This is a genomic window from Pseudomonas sp. F1_0610, assembly GCF_047470865.1.
Lineage (GTDB): Bacteria > Pseudomonadota > Gammaproteobacteria > Pseudomonadales > Pseudomonadaceae > JAZDRH01.
This window is the reverse complement of the sequence record NZ_JAZDRH010000041.1, coordinates 1-16,321: the sequence shown is the minus strand read 5'-3', so window position 1 is coordinate 16,321 and position 16,321 is coordinate 1. Positions and strand designations below refer to the sequence as shown.

Below are 16,321 nucleotides of genomic sequence, written 5' to 3'. Positions count from 1 at the left end.
GTCTAGTAGCAAAGACAGCGAGTTTACTTTTAAAAAATCTATTTTTAAATAATATATTTTAATATTGGTAATTTCTAAATGTAATTTACGTGAAACAATTTAACTGTTAACTGTCCACACACTCAAGCAACGGATTGTTATATAAAACATTATACTAACAGCAACCTCTTATATGCTTTTAAAAAGTTTTGTCTATGCAGAGGATAGCAATATACATGATCTCATTGAAAAAGATCGTCAAAACAAGCCTATTTGATCTAACTACCCACCTTATAAAGCAACTGCCGAAATAGATAGAACTACAAGTAACGCCTATAGAACTGTCAAAGGTGGACGGTTAGCTCTCGCCAAAGCGGATGCTGATCAAAGCACTAATTATAAGTTTCAACATTTTTAGTAACCACTGTTGGGAGCATAATGCTCAAAATAATATGTCACTAACTACTAACAATGGTTATAAAAACTATCTTCTTGTTTTAAAACAACTACCTATGCGTGGGACGAAAGCCAGCAACACACTTGTTCTATCGAGTTTATTTTAAAAGATATTTATCAGCGAGGTAGACTTAAACAAGTTATTGATAAAAATGGTAACTACATTGATGGTTATGCTTCACGAAAAAATTCTTATTTTCCTAGCGGGCACACATGGAAAGGATTTTAAAAACATTTATATTATATCAAACCAAATAGCTAAGCATAGGCTAACCAATTAAAAACTGCACTTAGCATTTTAACTAAAATATTTTACTGAATCGTCATTATTGAATATTACGCAGACTCCAGCCCAAGAATAGGAATTATTTATTATTTAGCAGTAAATATAGGTAGCGCTATTTCCTAAGAAATAGCTTTACCTTATCTATTGTTTAGAAGAATAAGCGTTTGAGCTCATCACCTGGATTTTCTGCTCGCATAAAGGCTTCACCAACTAGGAAGCTGTAAACTTTGTTAGTTAGCATCAGTTCTACATCGCTCGGTTTTAAAATACCGCTTTCAGTAATAACTAAGCGGTCATCAGGAATTGCTGTAAGCAGTTCTAATGTGGTGTGAAGTGAGACTTCAAATGTATGCAAATTGCGATTATTAATGCCTACTAAAGGAGTGTCTAGGTGCTTAAGTACACGGTCAAGTTCTTGTCCATTGTGCACTTCTGCTAGTACATCCAGCCCTTGCTCTTTGGCACAGGCAGCAAGTTCTGCCATTTGGCTATTTTCTAGGCAAGCGGCGATAAGCAAAATGCAGTCGGCTCCAATGCTGCGCGCTTCTATTACTTGGTAAGGATCAATCATAAAGTCCTTACGAATAACCGGCAGTGAGCAGGCGCTACGCGCTTGTTTTAGGTATTCATCGGCACCTTGGAAAAAGTCAATATCTGTTAGTACGGATAAGCAGGTAGCTCCGCCTTGTTGATAACTCTGAGCGATTTCTGCGGGTATAAAGTGCTCACGCAAAACTCCTTTGCTCGGTGAGGCTTTTTTAATCTCACTGATAACTGCTGGGCGTTGCTGGGCGGCTTGCTCTTGTAAGGCATGGGCAAAGCCGCGCACGGGGCTTGCTTCATAGGCTAACTTTTCTACCTCAGATAAGTTAACTTGGCGACGACGCGCTGCAACTTCTTCGGCTTTGCGTTGCACAATTTTATCTAAAACAGTACTCATTGGGCTTTATCCTCGGTAAAAACGCGGGAAAATGCCGCCAATTCAACCAATTTTTCCATACCTAAGCCGGTATAAATAGTATCATGCGCACGGGCAACACCTTCTGCCAAAGTACTGGCAACATTGGCGGCATAAAGTGCTGCACCTGCATTCAGGGCAATCATTTCGGCTGCTTTATGTCCATGTGGCAGTTCACGCTTGCCTAAAGCATCTTTAATAATTGTCAATGAATCTTGTGCGTTGTCCACTTCTAAACCAATAAGTGATTGGCTTTGAATACCAAAGTCTTCGGGTTGAATGCGGTAATCAGTAATCTCGCCATTTTTTAGCTCTGTAACCCAAGTAGGGGCGCCTAAGCTGATTTCATCCATACCATCTTGCGCATGCACAATAAGTACATGTTCACTACCAAGTCGACGGAAAACCTCAGCCAATGGGCGACACAGTGCTTTGGTGAAAACGCCCATTACTTGGTTTTTAACGCGAGCTGGATTAGCCAGTGGTCCTAATATATTAAATAGTGTACGCAGCCCTACTTCACGGCGAGGGGCTGCTGCGTAACGCATTGCACCATGATGACTAGGCGCAAACATAAAGCCAACACCAACGTTTTCAATACAACGGGCCACTTGTTCGCTGCTAAGGTCTAAATTAATACCAGCGGCTTCAAGCAGATCAGCGCTACCACTTTTACCAGATACGGCTCTATTGCCGTGTTTAGCAACCTGAGCGCCAGCGGCGGCGGCAACAAAAGCAGCGGCTGAAGATACGTTAAATAGGTTCATGCCATCACCACCTGTACCACAGGTATCTACCAGATGATCACCCTGCACTTCTACAGGTTTTACTAATTCACGAATGGCTTCTACAGCGCCTACAATTTCATCAATGCTTTCACTTTTCATGCGCATGCCCATCATAAAGGCACCAATCTGCGCATCTGTGCATTGCCCCGTCATAATTTGGCTCATGACAGTTTTCATCTCACTGGTTGTTAGATCTAGATTACCCACTATGAGATTAAGTGCTTCTTTAATATTCATTTCGGACACCACCTGTTTGCTTTAAAAAGTTTGCCAATAGCTCATGGCCTTGCTCGGTTAAGATTGATTCAGGATGAAATTGCACGCCTTCAATACGCCATCGCTGATGACGTACGCCCATGATGGCGTCTAAGTTGCCCTGCTCATCTTCTGTCCAAGCGGTGACTTCTAAGCATTCAGGTAAGCTTGCTTCGTCAATCACTAATGAATGGTAACGGGTTACGGTTACGGGATTAGCTAAACCATGAAACACGCCTTGATTGTGATGTTTCACAGCACTGGTTTTACCATGCATAGCTTGTTTAGCGCGCACTACATTGCCACCAAACGCCTGCCCTATACTTTGATGACCTAAGCATACGCCCAAGATAGGTAATTTCCCTGCAAAGTGCGTAATGGCTGCCATAGAAATGCCCGCTTCATTGGGCGTACAAGGGCCTGGAGAAATTACCAAGTGGGTTGGCTGTAACTGCTCAATTTGCTCAAGGGTTACTTCATCATTGCGTAAAACCTTAACCTCTACGCCCAGTTCACCGAAATACTGCACGAGATTCCATGTAAACGAGTCGTAGTTATCAATCATGAGTAGCATTAAAGAAAGATCCTATCGGTTGAAAGGTTTTTGTCATTTATACGTGTTAACACTTTTATCTACTCGTCGCACTTGCGCTTAATACATGGGATAGCTGGCAAGTTGATAGCTATGAAATTAAGCTGTTTTAACAGCCCCCTTTCTAGCTCTTTTTACACAATAGTGAAAGTTTAACGCGTATCTTTTTTGTTATAAGGCTATGGCAAAAACAGCTATAACCTTGTATTACAACTTAATGCTTAACAAAAAAGGCATTTGCTCATATCGACAAGCAAATGCCTTTAGCCATTAAAGTAGTTCTTTACGCAATTGCATTGGGCTTTTGGCTGACAGCAAGCCTGGTGCAATATCAAACACTGTTTTAGCGCCAATATCGCCCAAGCGATTTAGGCGATAAACCGCACGGGCATAAGCAACCAATACGCTTGAAGTAAACTCAGGATTACTTTGCAACGCCAAGGAGTACTCGATTGTTTGCTTAGAACCAGCACCAGATACGCCGCTGCGAATCACAAATCCACCATGAGGCATTGCATTATGCTCTGCTTTTAATGTGGCTTCGTCGATAAAATGTACGCTGGTATCATAGTCAGCAAAGTAATCTGGCATATTTACAATGGTACTCCGCACTTCTTCTGCGCTAGCGCCTTCTTGCAATACGACATAGCATTCACGTGTGTGCTTTTCGCGAGTAGATAGCTGAGGCATTTCACCATTGCGCACACGCTGCATGGCTGACTCGGAAGGAATGGTGTACTGCACGCCTGCTTTTACGCCTGCAATACGGCGCACCGCATCAGAATGCCCTTGGCTTAAGCCTTTCCCCCAAAACGTATAGGTTTCACCTGCTGGCAACATAGCTTCGGCAAACACACGGTTAATTGAGAATAGACCTGGGTCCCAGCCTGTTGAAATCAGTGCAGTTTTACCATGCTCACGGGCTGGTTGATCGACGCTTTCATAGTATTCTGGGATGCGTGCATGGGTATCAAAACTATCCACAGTATTGAACAACTTAGCTAGTTGTGGGCCTTGTTCTGGCAAGTCACTTTTTGAGCCGCCACATAAAATCATGACATCAATAGCAGCAGTAAAGTCTTCAACCTTAGCCAATGAATAAACTGGGATATCAGTATTTGCCAAAATTACGCTTGAAGGCTCACGGCGGCTAAATACAGCAACCAATTCCATATCTGGGTTTTGCTGCACTGCTTGCTCGACACCGCGCCCCAAGTTGCCATAACCTAGGATGCCAATACGGATTTTTTGTGTCATTTTCTCACCTATTTCTGTGCTGCTACTGTGCAACATCTTTGATTGCTTGTTCTGCCAACGCAACAGCTTTAAACATTGCTTTGCGCTTATTTAATGTTTCTTCCCACTCAAGTTGAGGCTGAGAGTCAGCCACAATACCAGCGCCTGCTTGCACATGCAGCTGCTGATTTTTAATAACGGCAGTGCGAATAGCAATTGCGGTATCCATATTGCCATTCCATGCCAAGTAGCCAACCGCGCCGCCATAAACGCCACGTTTAACTGGCTCTAATTCATCAATAATTTCCATAGCACGTACTTTAGGTGCGCCTGATAAGGTACCCGCGGGCAATATCGCACGCAACGCATCCATTGCTGTTAGCTCAGGGCGCAGCCTGCCTGTAACATTAGATACAATGTGCATTACGTTAGAATAACGCTCAATTACCATCTTCTCTGTAACATCAACACTACCAATGCTCGCCACGCGCCCCACATCGTTACGGCCTAAGTCAATCAACATTAGGTGTTCAGCGAGTTCTTTCCTATCAGCCAATAACTCCTGCTCAAGTGCATTATCTTGCGCTTCGGTTTTACCTCTTGGTCGCGTTCCAGCAATAGGCCGAACTGTGACCAAACCATCTTCTAAACGCGCTAAGACTTCAGGTGAGCTACCTACAACATGAAAATCGCCAAAGTTAAAGAAGTACATATAGGGCGTTGGATTTAAGCAGCGTAAAGCGCGGTAAAGATCAATAGGCGCTGCTTTAAATTCAATCGACATACGCTGAGACGGCACTACCTGCATGCAGTCGCCCGCTAAAATATAGTCTTTTATGCGCTCAACTGCTTTTTTGTAATCTTCTTGGGTAAAGCTCGCTTTAAACGCTGGGTCATGCTCTAGTGTTTGCTCAAGATTTAAACCAAGGCGTGGCGTGATAGGCTGGCGTAGTTGTTTCTGTAGTTGGTCTAGTTTTTCTTGAGCTTGCTGATAAGCCAAAGGCTCATCTGGATCGGCAAGAACTATCATATACAGCTTGTCTGCGAGGTTATCAAACACAACAACTGCTTCTGACACCAGCAGTAAAATATCAGGATTGCCTATAGGGTCAGGCTTTTGCGTATTTTGCAGACGCTTTTCAACATAGCGTACACAGTCATAGGCAAAGTAGCCCACTAAACCGCCATTAAAGCGCGGTAAACCTGCAATATCTGGAACCTGATAACGCTGTTTAAATTCTTCAACAAAGGCAAGCGGATCTGTGGTTTCGACCTCTTCTATCACTTCACCTTGATAAAGCACCTCAACCAACTCACCGCGTGCCTGCAATGCAATACTGCAAGGCAAGCCTATAATGGAGTAACGCCCCCATTTTTCGCCACCTTGTACTGACTCTAACAAGTAGGAGTTTGGTGCATCAGCTAGTTTTAGATAAATAGACAGTGGTGTGTCAAAGTCAGCTAAGATTTCCCGTGACACAGGAATACGGTTATAGCCCTGTTCAGCTAAACGTAAAAATTCGGATTGCTTCATACTCACCTCGTGGTCGGTGGGAAAAGTTTTTTAATGTGAACACAAACAACGTCGGCTGTAGCTAGCCGATGGAAAAATGTTAGGCGCGCCAGCGCCAACGACCGTTAGCCGCTGGAAGAGCATTTATCCAAAGTTTGCGATCAACAACCACGAGATAACTCCTAGGCAGGATGCAGAAATAAGTAATTCAGCATAAGCTGACGAAAGACTTACACTAGCGCATGTTTTTTGGCAGTGCAAGTACCTTGCAGAAAGTTTAGCCTTTTTTGATAGGTTAAAAATTTTTAACTTCTTCAGCTTCTACATAATTAAGCCAAAACCTAAGTATATAATTGCAGGTAACCAAAGCTACCCAAAGTAGTAGAGTCAATTTAAATAGTAATAACCACTCAAGCTGTAAACTGGCTAAAACAAAGGTATATAACAACGCATAAGCAAACAGGCTAGAGGAATACGCCGCTTGTTTTTTGGGTTTAGAGAAAATGCGTTCGAGGTAAGCTCCAAGATCACATAGATGAATAATCAAGGGGAAAAGTAATAGAACGCCTGAGCACCAAAGATGGTAGTTTGGCAGTTGTGATATATGAGTTAACAGTGCAGTAAACATATAACGCTTCCTTGCGTTTATTTTATCTACATCATTTTAACAAAATTTAAATATATTCTCTCAAAAAATTAATTGTTCTAAGGAATCTATCACTAATTGTGGGGTTTCTAGGCTAATTGGCTGCCCATGATTATAGCCATAGGTTAAGCCTGCACATTGAACGCCTGCCGCCTTTGCCGCGCGAATATCATTACAAGAATCGCCGACAAAAAACGAAGCGTCGGCACTCACTTTAGCTTGCGCCATCACCCATAGTAATTGCGCTGGATCTGGCTTTCGCTGAGGCAGACTATCGCCACCGACTACCCAGCTAAAAAAGCTATCTAGTTGATGCTGTTTGAGTAAGCTTGGTAAAAACTGCTTAGGTTTATTCGTGATCAGGGCTAGTTTTACATTGTTTTGCTTTAACCATGTTAGACACTCATACACCTTAGGATAAACACAGGTTAAGTTATTTTGGCTGGCATAAAACTGAGTAAATAACTGCTGCGCTTGTTCATATAGGTGCTGGTCTAAGGGCAGCTGTTCATCACCATTAGCAAGCGCGCGCTTAACCAAGGTGGGTAGACCATTGCCTACCCATAACTTAACCTTATCTACACCGGCTGGTTTACGGCCTAATGTGGATAACATTTTATCCACAGCGGCGGCCAAATCAGGAACGGAGTCTAACAAAGTACCGTCAAGGTCAAACATGACTAGCTGTGGTAACTGCCCTGCAAATAACGACCTCAATATACTCATATTAGACCTTTGCTAACTCAGCACGCATTTGCTCAATGGTTGCTTTGTAATCAGGTGTATTAAAAATAGCGGATCCTGCTACAAAGGTGTCTGCGCCAGCGCTAGCAATTTGTGCAATATTGCTTAAATTTACGCCTCCATCAACCTCTAAACGAATATCACTACGTCCAGCGGCATCTAATAGTGCGCGCACTTCTTTAATCTTTTCAATCGTACTTGGAATAAACTTCTGCCCACCAAAACCAGGGTTTACGCTCATGAGCAAAACCATGTCAATTTTATCAAGCACGTATTTTAAACAATCAATAGGAGCAGCAGGATTAAATACTAGACCGGCTTTGCAGCCACCATCCTTAATTAACTGTAAAGAGCGGTCTACATGGGTAGATGCATCAGGATGGAAGGTAATATAACTCGCTCCAGCGTCAATAAAGTCGCCAATCACACGATCAACTGGGGAAACCATTAAATGCACATCAATAGGCGCTGTAACACCATAGTTACGCAATGCCTTGCATACCATAGGGCCAATAGTTAAGTTAGGTACGTAATGATTATCCATGACATCAAAGTGGACAATATCGGCGCCAGCGGCTAAAACCGCATCAACATCTTCCCCTAAACGAGCAAAATCAGCCGATAAAATAGATGGCGCTATGGCATATGCTTGCATGAAAACCCCAAAACACGGTGAGAATAGTTATAAGCTAAGTTTACCTTGCTGGTTATTCCCTGCAAGGTAAGAAATTTAAAACGCTGCGTCTATTGCAGTGACAGATTCTGCTTCAAGGCGATAAGAGGAATCAGCCAGGTCGTTGGCTTGTTGGTCGACATATAACCTACCTTCCACCCAAATAGGCTCATAAATATCAGCAAACTGATAGCCCTTAGCAAAGCGCACGAGAATAATTTGATTCGGTGGTGGCGGTGGAACATGGATACAAGCACCTGGGTAAGGCACAAGAAAGAACTCTTGGTAATGACCATTTTCATCACTTTCTAAAGGTACGGGATAGCCCGCAATCAGCACTGGCTGATTGTTTAACGCAGCCACTGTACGTGTAGAACGCATGATTTCAGGTAGGTCAGGATCCGTGTTCTTTAAGCCTTGGGAGTAAAATGTGCTATCACCTTCTGGTGTGTCATGTCCTATTTCCGGCATATCGAGCAATGCTTGTAGATCTTCTGGAGGTAAGAGCTCCAACCAATCTAGGCCAGGCTGTGCCTGTACTAACATTGCAAATAAGGACAGTATAAAAGCGCAAGTTAATTGTTTACTTTTTTGCCGTAATTGAGCCATAAATAATTAATACCACAACAGCGCCCACAACTGAGCCAATAAAACCTGCACCTTGTCCTGCTTGATAAATACCTAGAGCTTGTCCGCCATAGGTTGCAGCCACGGAACCAACAATACCTAAAATGATGGTCATTACCCATCCCATTGGATCTTTACCAGGCTTGATGAAGCGCGCCACAATACCGACTAAAAAACCAATGACAATAGTTGAAAGAATACCCATAGCATTTCCCTTATTCGTTTTATTGCTACCTATAACCTCTAGATAGCAATAAAAACGCTAGTGGATTCACAGGTAGTTTTCAAGTGTTTTAATTTTTTCATCTAACTTTTCTTTATCTGTGCAGCGCAAGGTAATGTGGCCAACTTTGCGCCCAGCTTTAAAGGCCTTTCCGTAGTGATGCAAGTGCGCATCTAATTCTTGTAATACCAAAACACTATCAGGCACTCTACCAATGCAGTTCAGCATGGCGCTTTCTGTTCCAGCTACTTTAGTGGTATCGCCTAAAGGCAAGCCAGCTACGGCGCGCAAATGGTTTTCAAACTGGCTACATTGTGCGCCTTCAATCGTCCAATGGCCTGAGTTATGCACACGCGGGGCTATCTCGTTAGCTTTTAAACCACCTTCTACTTCAAAAAACTCAAACGCTAGAACACCAACATAGTCCAAGGCTTTTAGCACTCGCGCCGCGTAGTCTTCAGCGAGCGCTTGGCTTGGGTGATCTGTACTAGCCACTGACAAATGCAAAATACCATTGTTATGTGTGTTATGTACCAGCGGATAACAACGAACATCACCCTCTCGCGTGCGTACCGCAATGAGGGATACTTCACCCGTAAAATTCACAAAGCCTTCTAAAATACAAGGCACATTACCCAGCTCAGCAAAAGCATTGCTAGCATCAATAACGTTACGTAGCACTTTCTGACCTTTGCCGTCATAACCTAAAGTGCGCGTTTTAAGCACCGCTGGCAAACCAATCTCAGCAACGGCTTGATCTAAATCTGCTTGTGATAACACATTAGCAAAGGCTGTAGTTGGAATCCCTTGTTCAAGAAACATGGATTTTTCAAACCAACGATCGCGCGCGATACGTAACGCTTGAGCGCTAGGGTAAACAGGTACAAATTGAGATAAAAAAGCAACGGTTTCAGCTGGCACACTTTCAAACTCAAAGGTCACTAGGTCCACTTGTTTAGCCAATTGCTCCAGCGCCACTTTATCATCATAGTTAGCCACAATATGCTTGCCTAAATGGGCAGCACAGGCATCTTGTGCTGGATCAAGAAAGGCAAACTCCATATTCAATGGCGTGCCCGCCAATGCCAACATGCGTCCTAGTTGACCAGCACCTATTACCCCAACTTTCATGGATTAAGCCTCGCGCGGATCGCTGTTATCTAAAACAGTTTGTGTTTGTTGCTCACGGAACGTTTTTAACGCTTCATGATATTTTGGAAATTCGTTACCTAAAATACTCGCTGCCAAAATAGCCGCATTAACCGCACCTGCTTTACCAATAGCTAAAGTAGCAACGGGTACACCAGCAGGCATTTGAACGATAGATAATAAAGAGTCAACACCGGATAACATAGACGACTGAACAGGCACACCTAACACAGGTAAATGCGTTTTAGCCGCGCACATACCAGGCAAATGAGCAGCGCCACCTGCGCCAGCAATAATAACTTTCAAACCGCGATCAGCCGCTTGCTCAGCATAGCTAAAAAGTAAATCAGGGGTACGGTGCGCAGAAACGACTTTTACTTCATGGGGAATGCCTAGTTTCTCTAGCATTTCAACAGTATGGCTTAGTGTACTCCAGTCAGATTTGGAGCCCATGATAACGCCTACAAGTGCACTCATCGTTCGACCTCTCGGTGGAAAGTAGCTAATACAAACTACAAAAGCAGCAAACCACGCAAAGAAGCGTGGTTTGGCAGAAAAAACGAATCAATTCGCTGTAAGCAGCTCATTATAACCCATATTTAAGCTGATAGTTAGCGTGTTTCAACGGTTACACCTAAAGTCATTGGTAACGTAACAGGAAGCAATAAGGTATCAAGCAAAAAACTACCTACCCAATCTAGCTTAGGGTTCTTAGGACCTTCAGTGCCATATTCTAATTCAGTACAGCACTCATCATTGATGGCTGAATGATTAATGCGTGTGCCAATGTAAATCATCGACATTTCATCGGGGGCATTAACCCAGCCATCGACAGTGGCACAGCCTGCACTGAGCGTACAGAGTGTTAAGATAGCAATAGTTTTACTCTTCCCAACTGACCTCATGTTGCTCCCCCCAGCGTGGTAGCATGTCTTGCGGTATATCCAACAGGTTTAAGATACGTGCAACAACAAAATCCACCATATCTTCAACCGATTGAGGTTGATGATAAAAGCCTGGCGAGGCTGGCAAAATAACAGCGCCCATATTGGACAATTTCAGCATATTTTCTAAATGAATACTGGAATACGGCGCCTCACGAGGTACTAAAATAAGCTGACGGCGCTCTTTTAGGGCTACATCGGCAGCACGTTCAATCAAATTATTACAAGCACCTGTAGCTATTGAGGATAGCGTCCCTGTTGAACATGGCACTACTACCATTGCACTAGGTGCTCCAGAGCCTGAAGCTACGGGCGCCATCCAGTCTTCTTTACCATAAACACGGATTTGCCCATCTGCCGCGCCTGTGTATTCAGTTAAAAACTGCTGCATAGATTGAGGTTTAGCAGGCAGGATAACATCCGTTTCAGTGCTCATCACAAGCTGTGCTGCTTTTGAAATCAGAAAGTGCACTTCGCGTTCTTCTTGCACCAAGCAATCTAACAAACGTAATCCGTATTGTGCGCCAGACGCACCCGTCATTGCTAAGGTAATACGTTGTGGACCGCTCATTTTTCCTCCAATGCCTTGGCTAACTTGCCATGCAAACCACCAAAACCACCATTACTCATAATAACGATATGACACTTATCTTTAACCTGCAGCTTTACCTGCTCAATAATCTTATCGAGTGAATTTAGCACTTGTGTTGGATTCGTCGCATGGCTGACGGTTGAGGCTAAATCCCAACCCAAGTTGTCTGGCGCATACCAAATAACCTGATCAGCTAAAGCCGCTGACTCCGCTAACCCTTCACGATGAGCGCCCAGTTTCATTGAGTTGGAGCGAGGCTCAATAATGGCAATAATCTGCTCATCACCTACATGCTTGCGTAAGCCGTCTAATGTAAGGTGAATTGCCGTTGGATGATGGGCAAAATCATCATATAGCGTAATGCCTTTAATCTGCGCTACTTTTTCCATACGACGTTTTACATTTTTAAAACGGCCAAGGCTTTCAGCCGCCTGCTCAGCTAAAACCCCAACATGCTGGGCTGCTGCAATAGCAGCTAGTGCATTATTTACATTATGCTGCCCCGTTAACGCCCAATGTACTGTGCCGCGTTTTTCTTGCCCAAACCACACCTCAAAATGAGAGCCATCATCCGCTAAAAGTTTGGCATGCCACATATTTGGATTATGGGTAGTTTGCACAGGCGTCCAACAACCCATTGCCAATACTCGCTCAATAGCAGTTTCTGCCTGTGGATAAATAATTAAACCGTTATTTGCAATAGTACGTACCAAATGGTGAAACTGGCGTTCAATGGCGGCTAAATCAGGAAAAATATCCGCATGGTCAAATTCTAAGTTATTTAAAATAGTAGTGCGTGCATGGTAATGCACGAATTTTGAACGCTTATCAAAAAAAGCGCTGTCATATTCATCGGCTTCTACTACGAAGAAATCGCTACTACCTAAGCGCGCAGAAATACCAAAGTTTTGTGGCACGCCACCAATTAAAAAGCCTGGCTGCATACCTGCATCTTCTAACAGCCACGCTAACATACTAGAAGTCGTTGTTTTACCATGCGTGCCGGCCACAGCTAGCACCCATCGACCTTGCAATACATGATCAGCCAACCACTGAGGACCTGATGTATAAGCTAATCCAGCATCTAGTACATATTCTACAGCAGGATTCCCGCGGGACATGGCATTGCCAATAACAACTAAGTCAGGCGCAGGTTTTAAATGCTCAGGTGCATAGCCTTGCATTAATTCAATACCTTGCTCTTCTAACTGGGTGCTCATTGGTGGATAAACATTGGCATCAGAGCCTGTTACCTTGTGCCCCAATTGCTTAGCTAGAATGGCTAGAGAACCCATGAATGTACCGCAAATACCTAAAATGTGGATATGCATAACCACCTCAAAAATTGCTTTGGTAAAGCTTAGCACAGCGTGCTATAGCAAAGCTTAATGGATCAAATAAGCTAGAACAAATTCCCTAATTCTACTCCCTAACGTTGCATAAACAGCTAGCTTTGTGCAGGATTAATAGGCATTTTTTAGAAAGGGCTCTTTTATGCAGATCATTCAAGCGACATGCGATCATCTAGATTTACTGGTTCCTATGTTTGTTCGCTATCGTGAGCTCTATGGTGCACGCCCCATGGTTGAGCTTTCAAGAGCCTTTTTAGAGCAACGTATTCGTAGCCAAGAAGCGGTTGTCTACTTAGCCTTTACTAAAGACAGCAATGAGCTGATTGGGTTTAGCTTGCTATACACCAGCTACTCATCATTATCTCTACGGCCAGTGTGGATTTTGAATGATATTTTTGTCATTGAATCAGCCCGACGCAAACAAGTAGCACGTAGTTTAGTGATTCGCTCACGGGATGATGCTACCGCTGCTAATGCTGTGCGCCTGCGCGTTGCAACCAATACCCACAACAATGCGATTCGTAAAATGTATGAATCTTTAGGTTTTTACGAAAACCCTCAATTAACTAATTACATTTTGCCGTTAGATTAATTCATGACTGTGCTTTTACCGTGCCAAACACTGCTCATTGTTGCAGCTATTAATATATCGTTACATGACGAAAAGGATGCTGTTTTAAATAAGTTAACGTGGAAAAAGCAACCCATTATTGTAGAAAAAAACTGTAAACATATAGCTTTACTAACACAAAAAGGTGGCGCGCTACCTGCGCAAGGTATGTTTTATTACTCTATATCTAATGGTGGGTATAGCTCTAACAATCTAAAATCTATAAAACAACCAATAGGCAAATATTATGCTTAGTAATTACAAAATAAAATTCAAAAAATTATTTAGTTTTCCTCACATAAACTCATTAATTTTATATAATAATTTTTAACAAAAGCTGTAGAGGCCGAATAATAGGACCATCTATAAAAATAAGAATCAATCCTAAGAAATTCATCCGTTTTTTCATATCGAAATATAGTTTTTTGAAACTCTGGAAAATCATCTCGATTGATAAAATAACAACAATCATTTAATAAAACCACGTCACCTGCAGGAGCAGTGTTACAAATTTAAGACCTAAATATAAAACGCCTCAGTGCTTACAACAGCAGCTGAGGCGTTAGTTAGATCAATGCTGACAGTGCTAATTATTAGCTACGAGTAAAGTACCTAAATAACTGCTATCTGATGATGAGTTTATATCAGTGGCAGTTGCGCTCACTCCAAAAGAAGCCATGGCACTAGTCATCTGCTGAACTTGGCTATCAGCATAGCTTACCACAGGTGAACTTTGTATTTGAGGCATCTCTCCATCAGTAATACTAAGGCTTCCACTCCACCCAAAATCAACACCATTCTCTGTTATAACAACAGGAATATCGATCTTGAATAGATCAGCATGAGTAACAACTTTATCTGCAAAGTGAATCTCATTGATCCAATATTGATTACCTTTAAAGAAATTCAAGACTCGAATGCTGTCGTTATTACCATACTCAATGATTAGATCGTAGTTCTCACCACGGTAACTCACTTCATCACTATTAACATCAGTAAATTTAATGACGTCAATATCATTCTCATGAGAATTAACATCGTCATAATTATTAATTATGTCCTTACCATCACCTATACTGAATTGATAGGTGTTATTGCTGGTAATATAAGGATTATACCAACCTTGGAAAATACTGCGACCGCCTTCCAAATAGTCATCACCCCTGCCACCAATAATAAGGTTGGTCGCACCATTAATTCCAGAAAGGCTATTATTACCTGATCGGTCATAAACAACATTAAACCCTGAAATATACAATGCTTTCATTCACTCAGCGTTATTTACAAAACCTTCTGTTTTATCTATCCAGCTGCTTATTAACTCAACAGATAGTTTCCATTCAAATTTATGCCTCTACACCTACAGTGTTATGCCAGACATGTTTTACCATTTCATGCATCATTCTGTTGTAAGCAGTAGTATCTGTTGGATCAATAACCCCTGCTGCATTATCAGCATAACTATCACCAAGTGAAGCAAGATACCTCCAACCACCAGCAACATCTTTCTTATCTAGATAACGATTCAGTTCATTTATTTGATTTGAATTTAATTTTTTGACGTAACAGGGCTAACTTCAACAGTCATGATCTTACTCCTCTACTATTGAATCAATAAATTGTTTAAATTCTTCCTGCACTGAGATATAGTTACCTATATCTACATCTGTAAAACTCCTTTCTGATACCTCTATAAAATTCTTTTCCGAGAAAAACATTCTAATAAACCATCCTTTATAATAAATAATTAAAAGTCCTTTAGTAATTCCTTCTACAGAGCCATCACGCAATGAAACAAGAGATGTTACATCTTTATCAAAAATAATTATATTATTCCTCCGCTTATTAGGCGCTCCTACTCTTTGATCTACAAAATAATAGTCACCATACTTTTTAATATAGTAATTATTCTTTGAAAACTCACTTAATTTCTCAACATGATCAGTTATGCCACCTTTAGAGCCATACTCCAATATAGCCTCATATGGAATAACCCTATTTAAAAATAAATTTTTATTATCTTTATTATATATTAATAATTTTCCATCCTTCATTTCAACATGCATTACGAAGTACTTTCCACCTTTTGAAAATAGTTTCTGTATACCTCCCCAGTCTTGGCCTTTTTTACTGTAGGTATACAAATATCCATAAGGTATGGATACTTTTTGCCCATTAATCGATCCTTTAATATAATGCTCATACCCAGTAATTGGTTCTTCCATTGCTATACCATCATCAGATTTATACAAAAAAGTAAGGACTAAAGCAGTAGATACCACCATTAGTATAAGAAATGAATTTTTACTCATCACTCACCAGTATAATATTAAAAAGTATCATTTAAACCACTTTATAGTAAGCTGTACATTAGCTGAACATTCGCTAAAATCAAATTGCACGCTTATACTAAAAAAGACTTAACTCAAACTATTTATAACTATGAACCCCAGCACTTCTCCCCATGCTTTATCTATCATTGCTCACTACCATGGCGTTCCTGTTAATGCTGTCGTTATTACCATATTCAATGATTAGATCGTAGTTCTCACCACGGTAACTTACTTCATCACTGTTAACATCAGTAAATTTAATGACGTCAATATCATTCTCATGAGAATTAACATCGTCATAATTATTAATTATGTCCTTACCATCACCTATACTGAATTGATAGGTGTTATTGCTGGTAATATAA

The 16,321-nt window shown here is 41.7% G+C and carries 20 protein-coding genes; 2 read left to right on the top strand and 18 right to left on the bottom strand.

What is annotated here, in order from left to right; translation table 11 throughout:
* Positions 1-869: 869 nt before the first annotated feature.
* From trpC to mpl, 15 genes are all read right to left on the bottom strand, one after another.
* Positions 870-1,661 (bottom strand): indole-3-glycerol phosphate synthase TrpC, encoded by a 792-nt coding sequence (trpC, locus tag VQ643_RS15295; protein WP_414201159.1) that lies wholly within the window; start codon positions 1,659-1,661, stop codon positions 870-872.
* Positions 1,658-2,704: an anthranilate phosphoribosyltransferase gene (gene trpD / locus VQ643_RS15290; RefSeq protein WP_414201156.1), complete on the bottom strand. Its 1,047-nt coding sequence runs from the start codon at positions 2,702-2,704 to the stop codon at positions 1,658-1,660. Before trpD ends, trpC begins: the two co-directional genes overlap by 4 nt.
* Entirely contained in the window at positions 2,694-3,296 is a 603-nt protein-coding gene (locus tag VQ643_RS15285) for an aminodeoxychorismate/anthranilate synthase component II (RefSeq protein WP_414201154.1), read from the bottom strand. Before VQ643_RS15285 ends, trpD begins: the two co-directional genes overlap by 11 nt.
* Before the next feature lie 288 nt (positions 3,297-3,584).
* A complete protein-coding gene (locus VQ643_RS15280) occupies positions 3,585-4,571 on the bottom strand; it encodes a diaminopimelate dehydrogenase (protein WP_414201152.1) in 987 nt (328 codons plus the stop codon).
* A 22-nt stretch (positions 4,572-4,593) separates the two neighbouring features.
* Positions 4,594-6,084, bottom strand: coding sequence for an anthranilate synthase component I (gene trpE, locus VQ643_RS15275; protein WP_414201149.1), 1,491 nt, complete (start codon positions 6,082-6,084; stop codon positions 4,594-4,596).
* A 274-nt stretch (positions 6,085-6,358) separates the two neighbouring features.
* A complete protein-coding gene (locus VQ643_RS15270; protein WP_414201147.1) occupies positions 6,359-6,691 on the bottom strand; it encodes a hypothetical protein in 333 nt (110 codons plus the stop codon).
* Between the two features lie 60 nt (positions 6,692-6,751).
* Complete coding sequence (locus VQ643_RS15265) at positions 6,752-7,435, bottom strand: phosphoglycolate phosphatase (protein WP_414201144.1); 684 nt, start codon at positions 7,433-7,435, stop codon at positions 6,752-6,754.
* A gap of 1 nt (position 7,436) precedes the next feature.
* The gene (gene rpe, locus VQ643_RS15260; RefSeq protein ID WP_414201141.1) at positions 7,437-8,108 is read right to left on the bottom strand and encodes a ribulose-phosphate 3-epimerase; all 672 of its coding nucleotides are present in this window, start codon (positions 8,106-8,108) and stop codon (positions 7,437-7,439) included.
* Between the two features lie 75 nt (positions 8,109-8,183).
* Positions 8,184-8,735, bottom strand: coding sequence for a DUF3299 domain-containing protein (locus VQ643_RS15255; RefSeq protein WP_414201138.1), 552 nt, complete (start codon positions 8,733-8,735; stop codon positions 8,184-8,186).
* Positions 8,710-8,958: a GlsB/YeaQ/YmgE family stress response membrane protein gene (locus tag VQ643_RS15250; protein WP_414201136.1), complete on the bottom strand. Its 249-nt coding sequence runs from the start codon at positions 8,956-8,958 to the stop codon at positions 8,710-8,712. The genes VQ643_RS15255 and VQ643_RS15250 overlap by 26 nt, the downstream gene beginning before the upstream one ends.
* 66 nt (positions 8,959-9,024) lie before the next feature.
* Positions 9,025-10,107 (bottom strand): 5-(carboxyamino)imidazole ribonucleotide synthase, encoded by a 1,083-nt coding sequence (locus VQ643_RS15245; RefSeq protein ID WP_414201133.1) that lies wholly within the window; start codon positions 10,105-10,107, stop codon positions 9,025-9,027.
* A gap of 3 nt (positions 10,108-10,110) precedes the next feature.
* Positions 10,111-10,602, bottom strand: coding sequence for a 5-(carboxyamino)imidazole ribonucleotide mutase (gene purE / locus VQ643_RS15240; RefSeq protein WP_414201131.1), 492 nt, complete (start codon positions 10,600-10,602; stop codon positions 10,111-10,113).
* A gap of 134 nt (positions 10,603-10,736) precedes the next feature.
* On the bottom strand, positions 10,737-11,030 hold the full coding sequence (locus VQ643_RS15235; RefSeq protein WP_414201129.1) for a YceK/YidQ family lipoprotein: 294 nt from the start codon (positions 11,028-11,030) through the stop codon (positions 10,737-10,739).
* Positions 11,008-11,640 carry a flavin prenyltransferase UbiX gene (ubiX, locus tag VQ643_RS15230; RefSeq protein ID WP_414201127.1) on the bottom strand — a complete coding sequence of 211 codons (633 nt, stop codon included), beginning with the start codon at positions 11,638-11,640 and terminating at the stop codon, positions 11,008-11,010. The genes VQ643_RS15235 and ubiX overlap by 23 nt, the downstream gene beginning before the upstream one ends.
* Positions 11,637-12,992 (bottom strand): UDP-N-acetylmuramate:L-alanyl-gamma-D-glutamyl-meso-diaminopimelate ligase, encoded by a 1,356-nt coding sequence (mpl, locus tag VQ643_RS15225; protein WP_414201125.1) that lies wholly within the window; start codon positions 12,990-12,992, stop codon positions 11,637-11,639. Before mpl ends, ubiX begins: the two co-directional genes overlap by 4 nt.
* A gap of 163 nt (positions 12,993-13,155) precedes the next feature.
* Here mpl and VQ643_RS15220 point away from each other — a divergent pair, with 163 nt between their 5' ends.
* Positions 13,156-13,605, top strand: coding sequence for a GNAT family N-acetyltransferase (locus tag VQ643_RS15220; RefSeq protein ID WP_414201122.1), 450 nt, complete (start codon positions 13,156-13,158; stop codon positions 13,603-13,605).
* Positions 13,606-13,608: 3 nt separating this feature from the next.
* Complete coding sequence (locus VQ643_RS15215) at positions 13,609-13,878, top strand: hypothetical protein (RefSeq protein WP_414201119.1); 270 nt, start codon at positions 13,609-13,611, stop codon at positions 13,876-13,878.
* A 331-nt stretch (positions 13,879-14,209) separates the two neighbouring features.
* On the opposite strand, the gene VQ643_RS15210 is transcribed toward VQ643_RS15215, so the two are convergent.
* The 3 genes from VQ643_RS15210 to VQ643_RS15200 form a co-directional block, all read right to left on the bottom strand.
* Positions 14,210-14,890 carry a calcium-binding protein gene (locus VQ643_RS15210; RefSeq protein ID WP_414201117.1) on the bottom strand — a complete coding sequence of 227 codons (681 nt, stop codon included), beginning with the start codon at positions 14,888-14,890 and terminating at the stop codon, positions 14,210-14,212.
* A gap of 325 nt (positions 14,891-15,215) precedes the next feature.
* Positions 15,216-15,935, bottom strand: a complete 720-nt coding sequence (locus VQ643_RS15205; protein ID WP_414201115.1) for a hypothetical protein — start codon at positions 15,933-15,935, stop codon at positions 15,216-15,218.
* 157 nt (positions 15,936-16,092) lie between these two features.
* A partial coding sequence (locus VQ643_RS15200) for a hypothetical protein (protein WP_414201113.1) occupies positions 16,093-16,321 on the bottom strand: 229 nt, incomplete at its 5' end.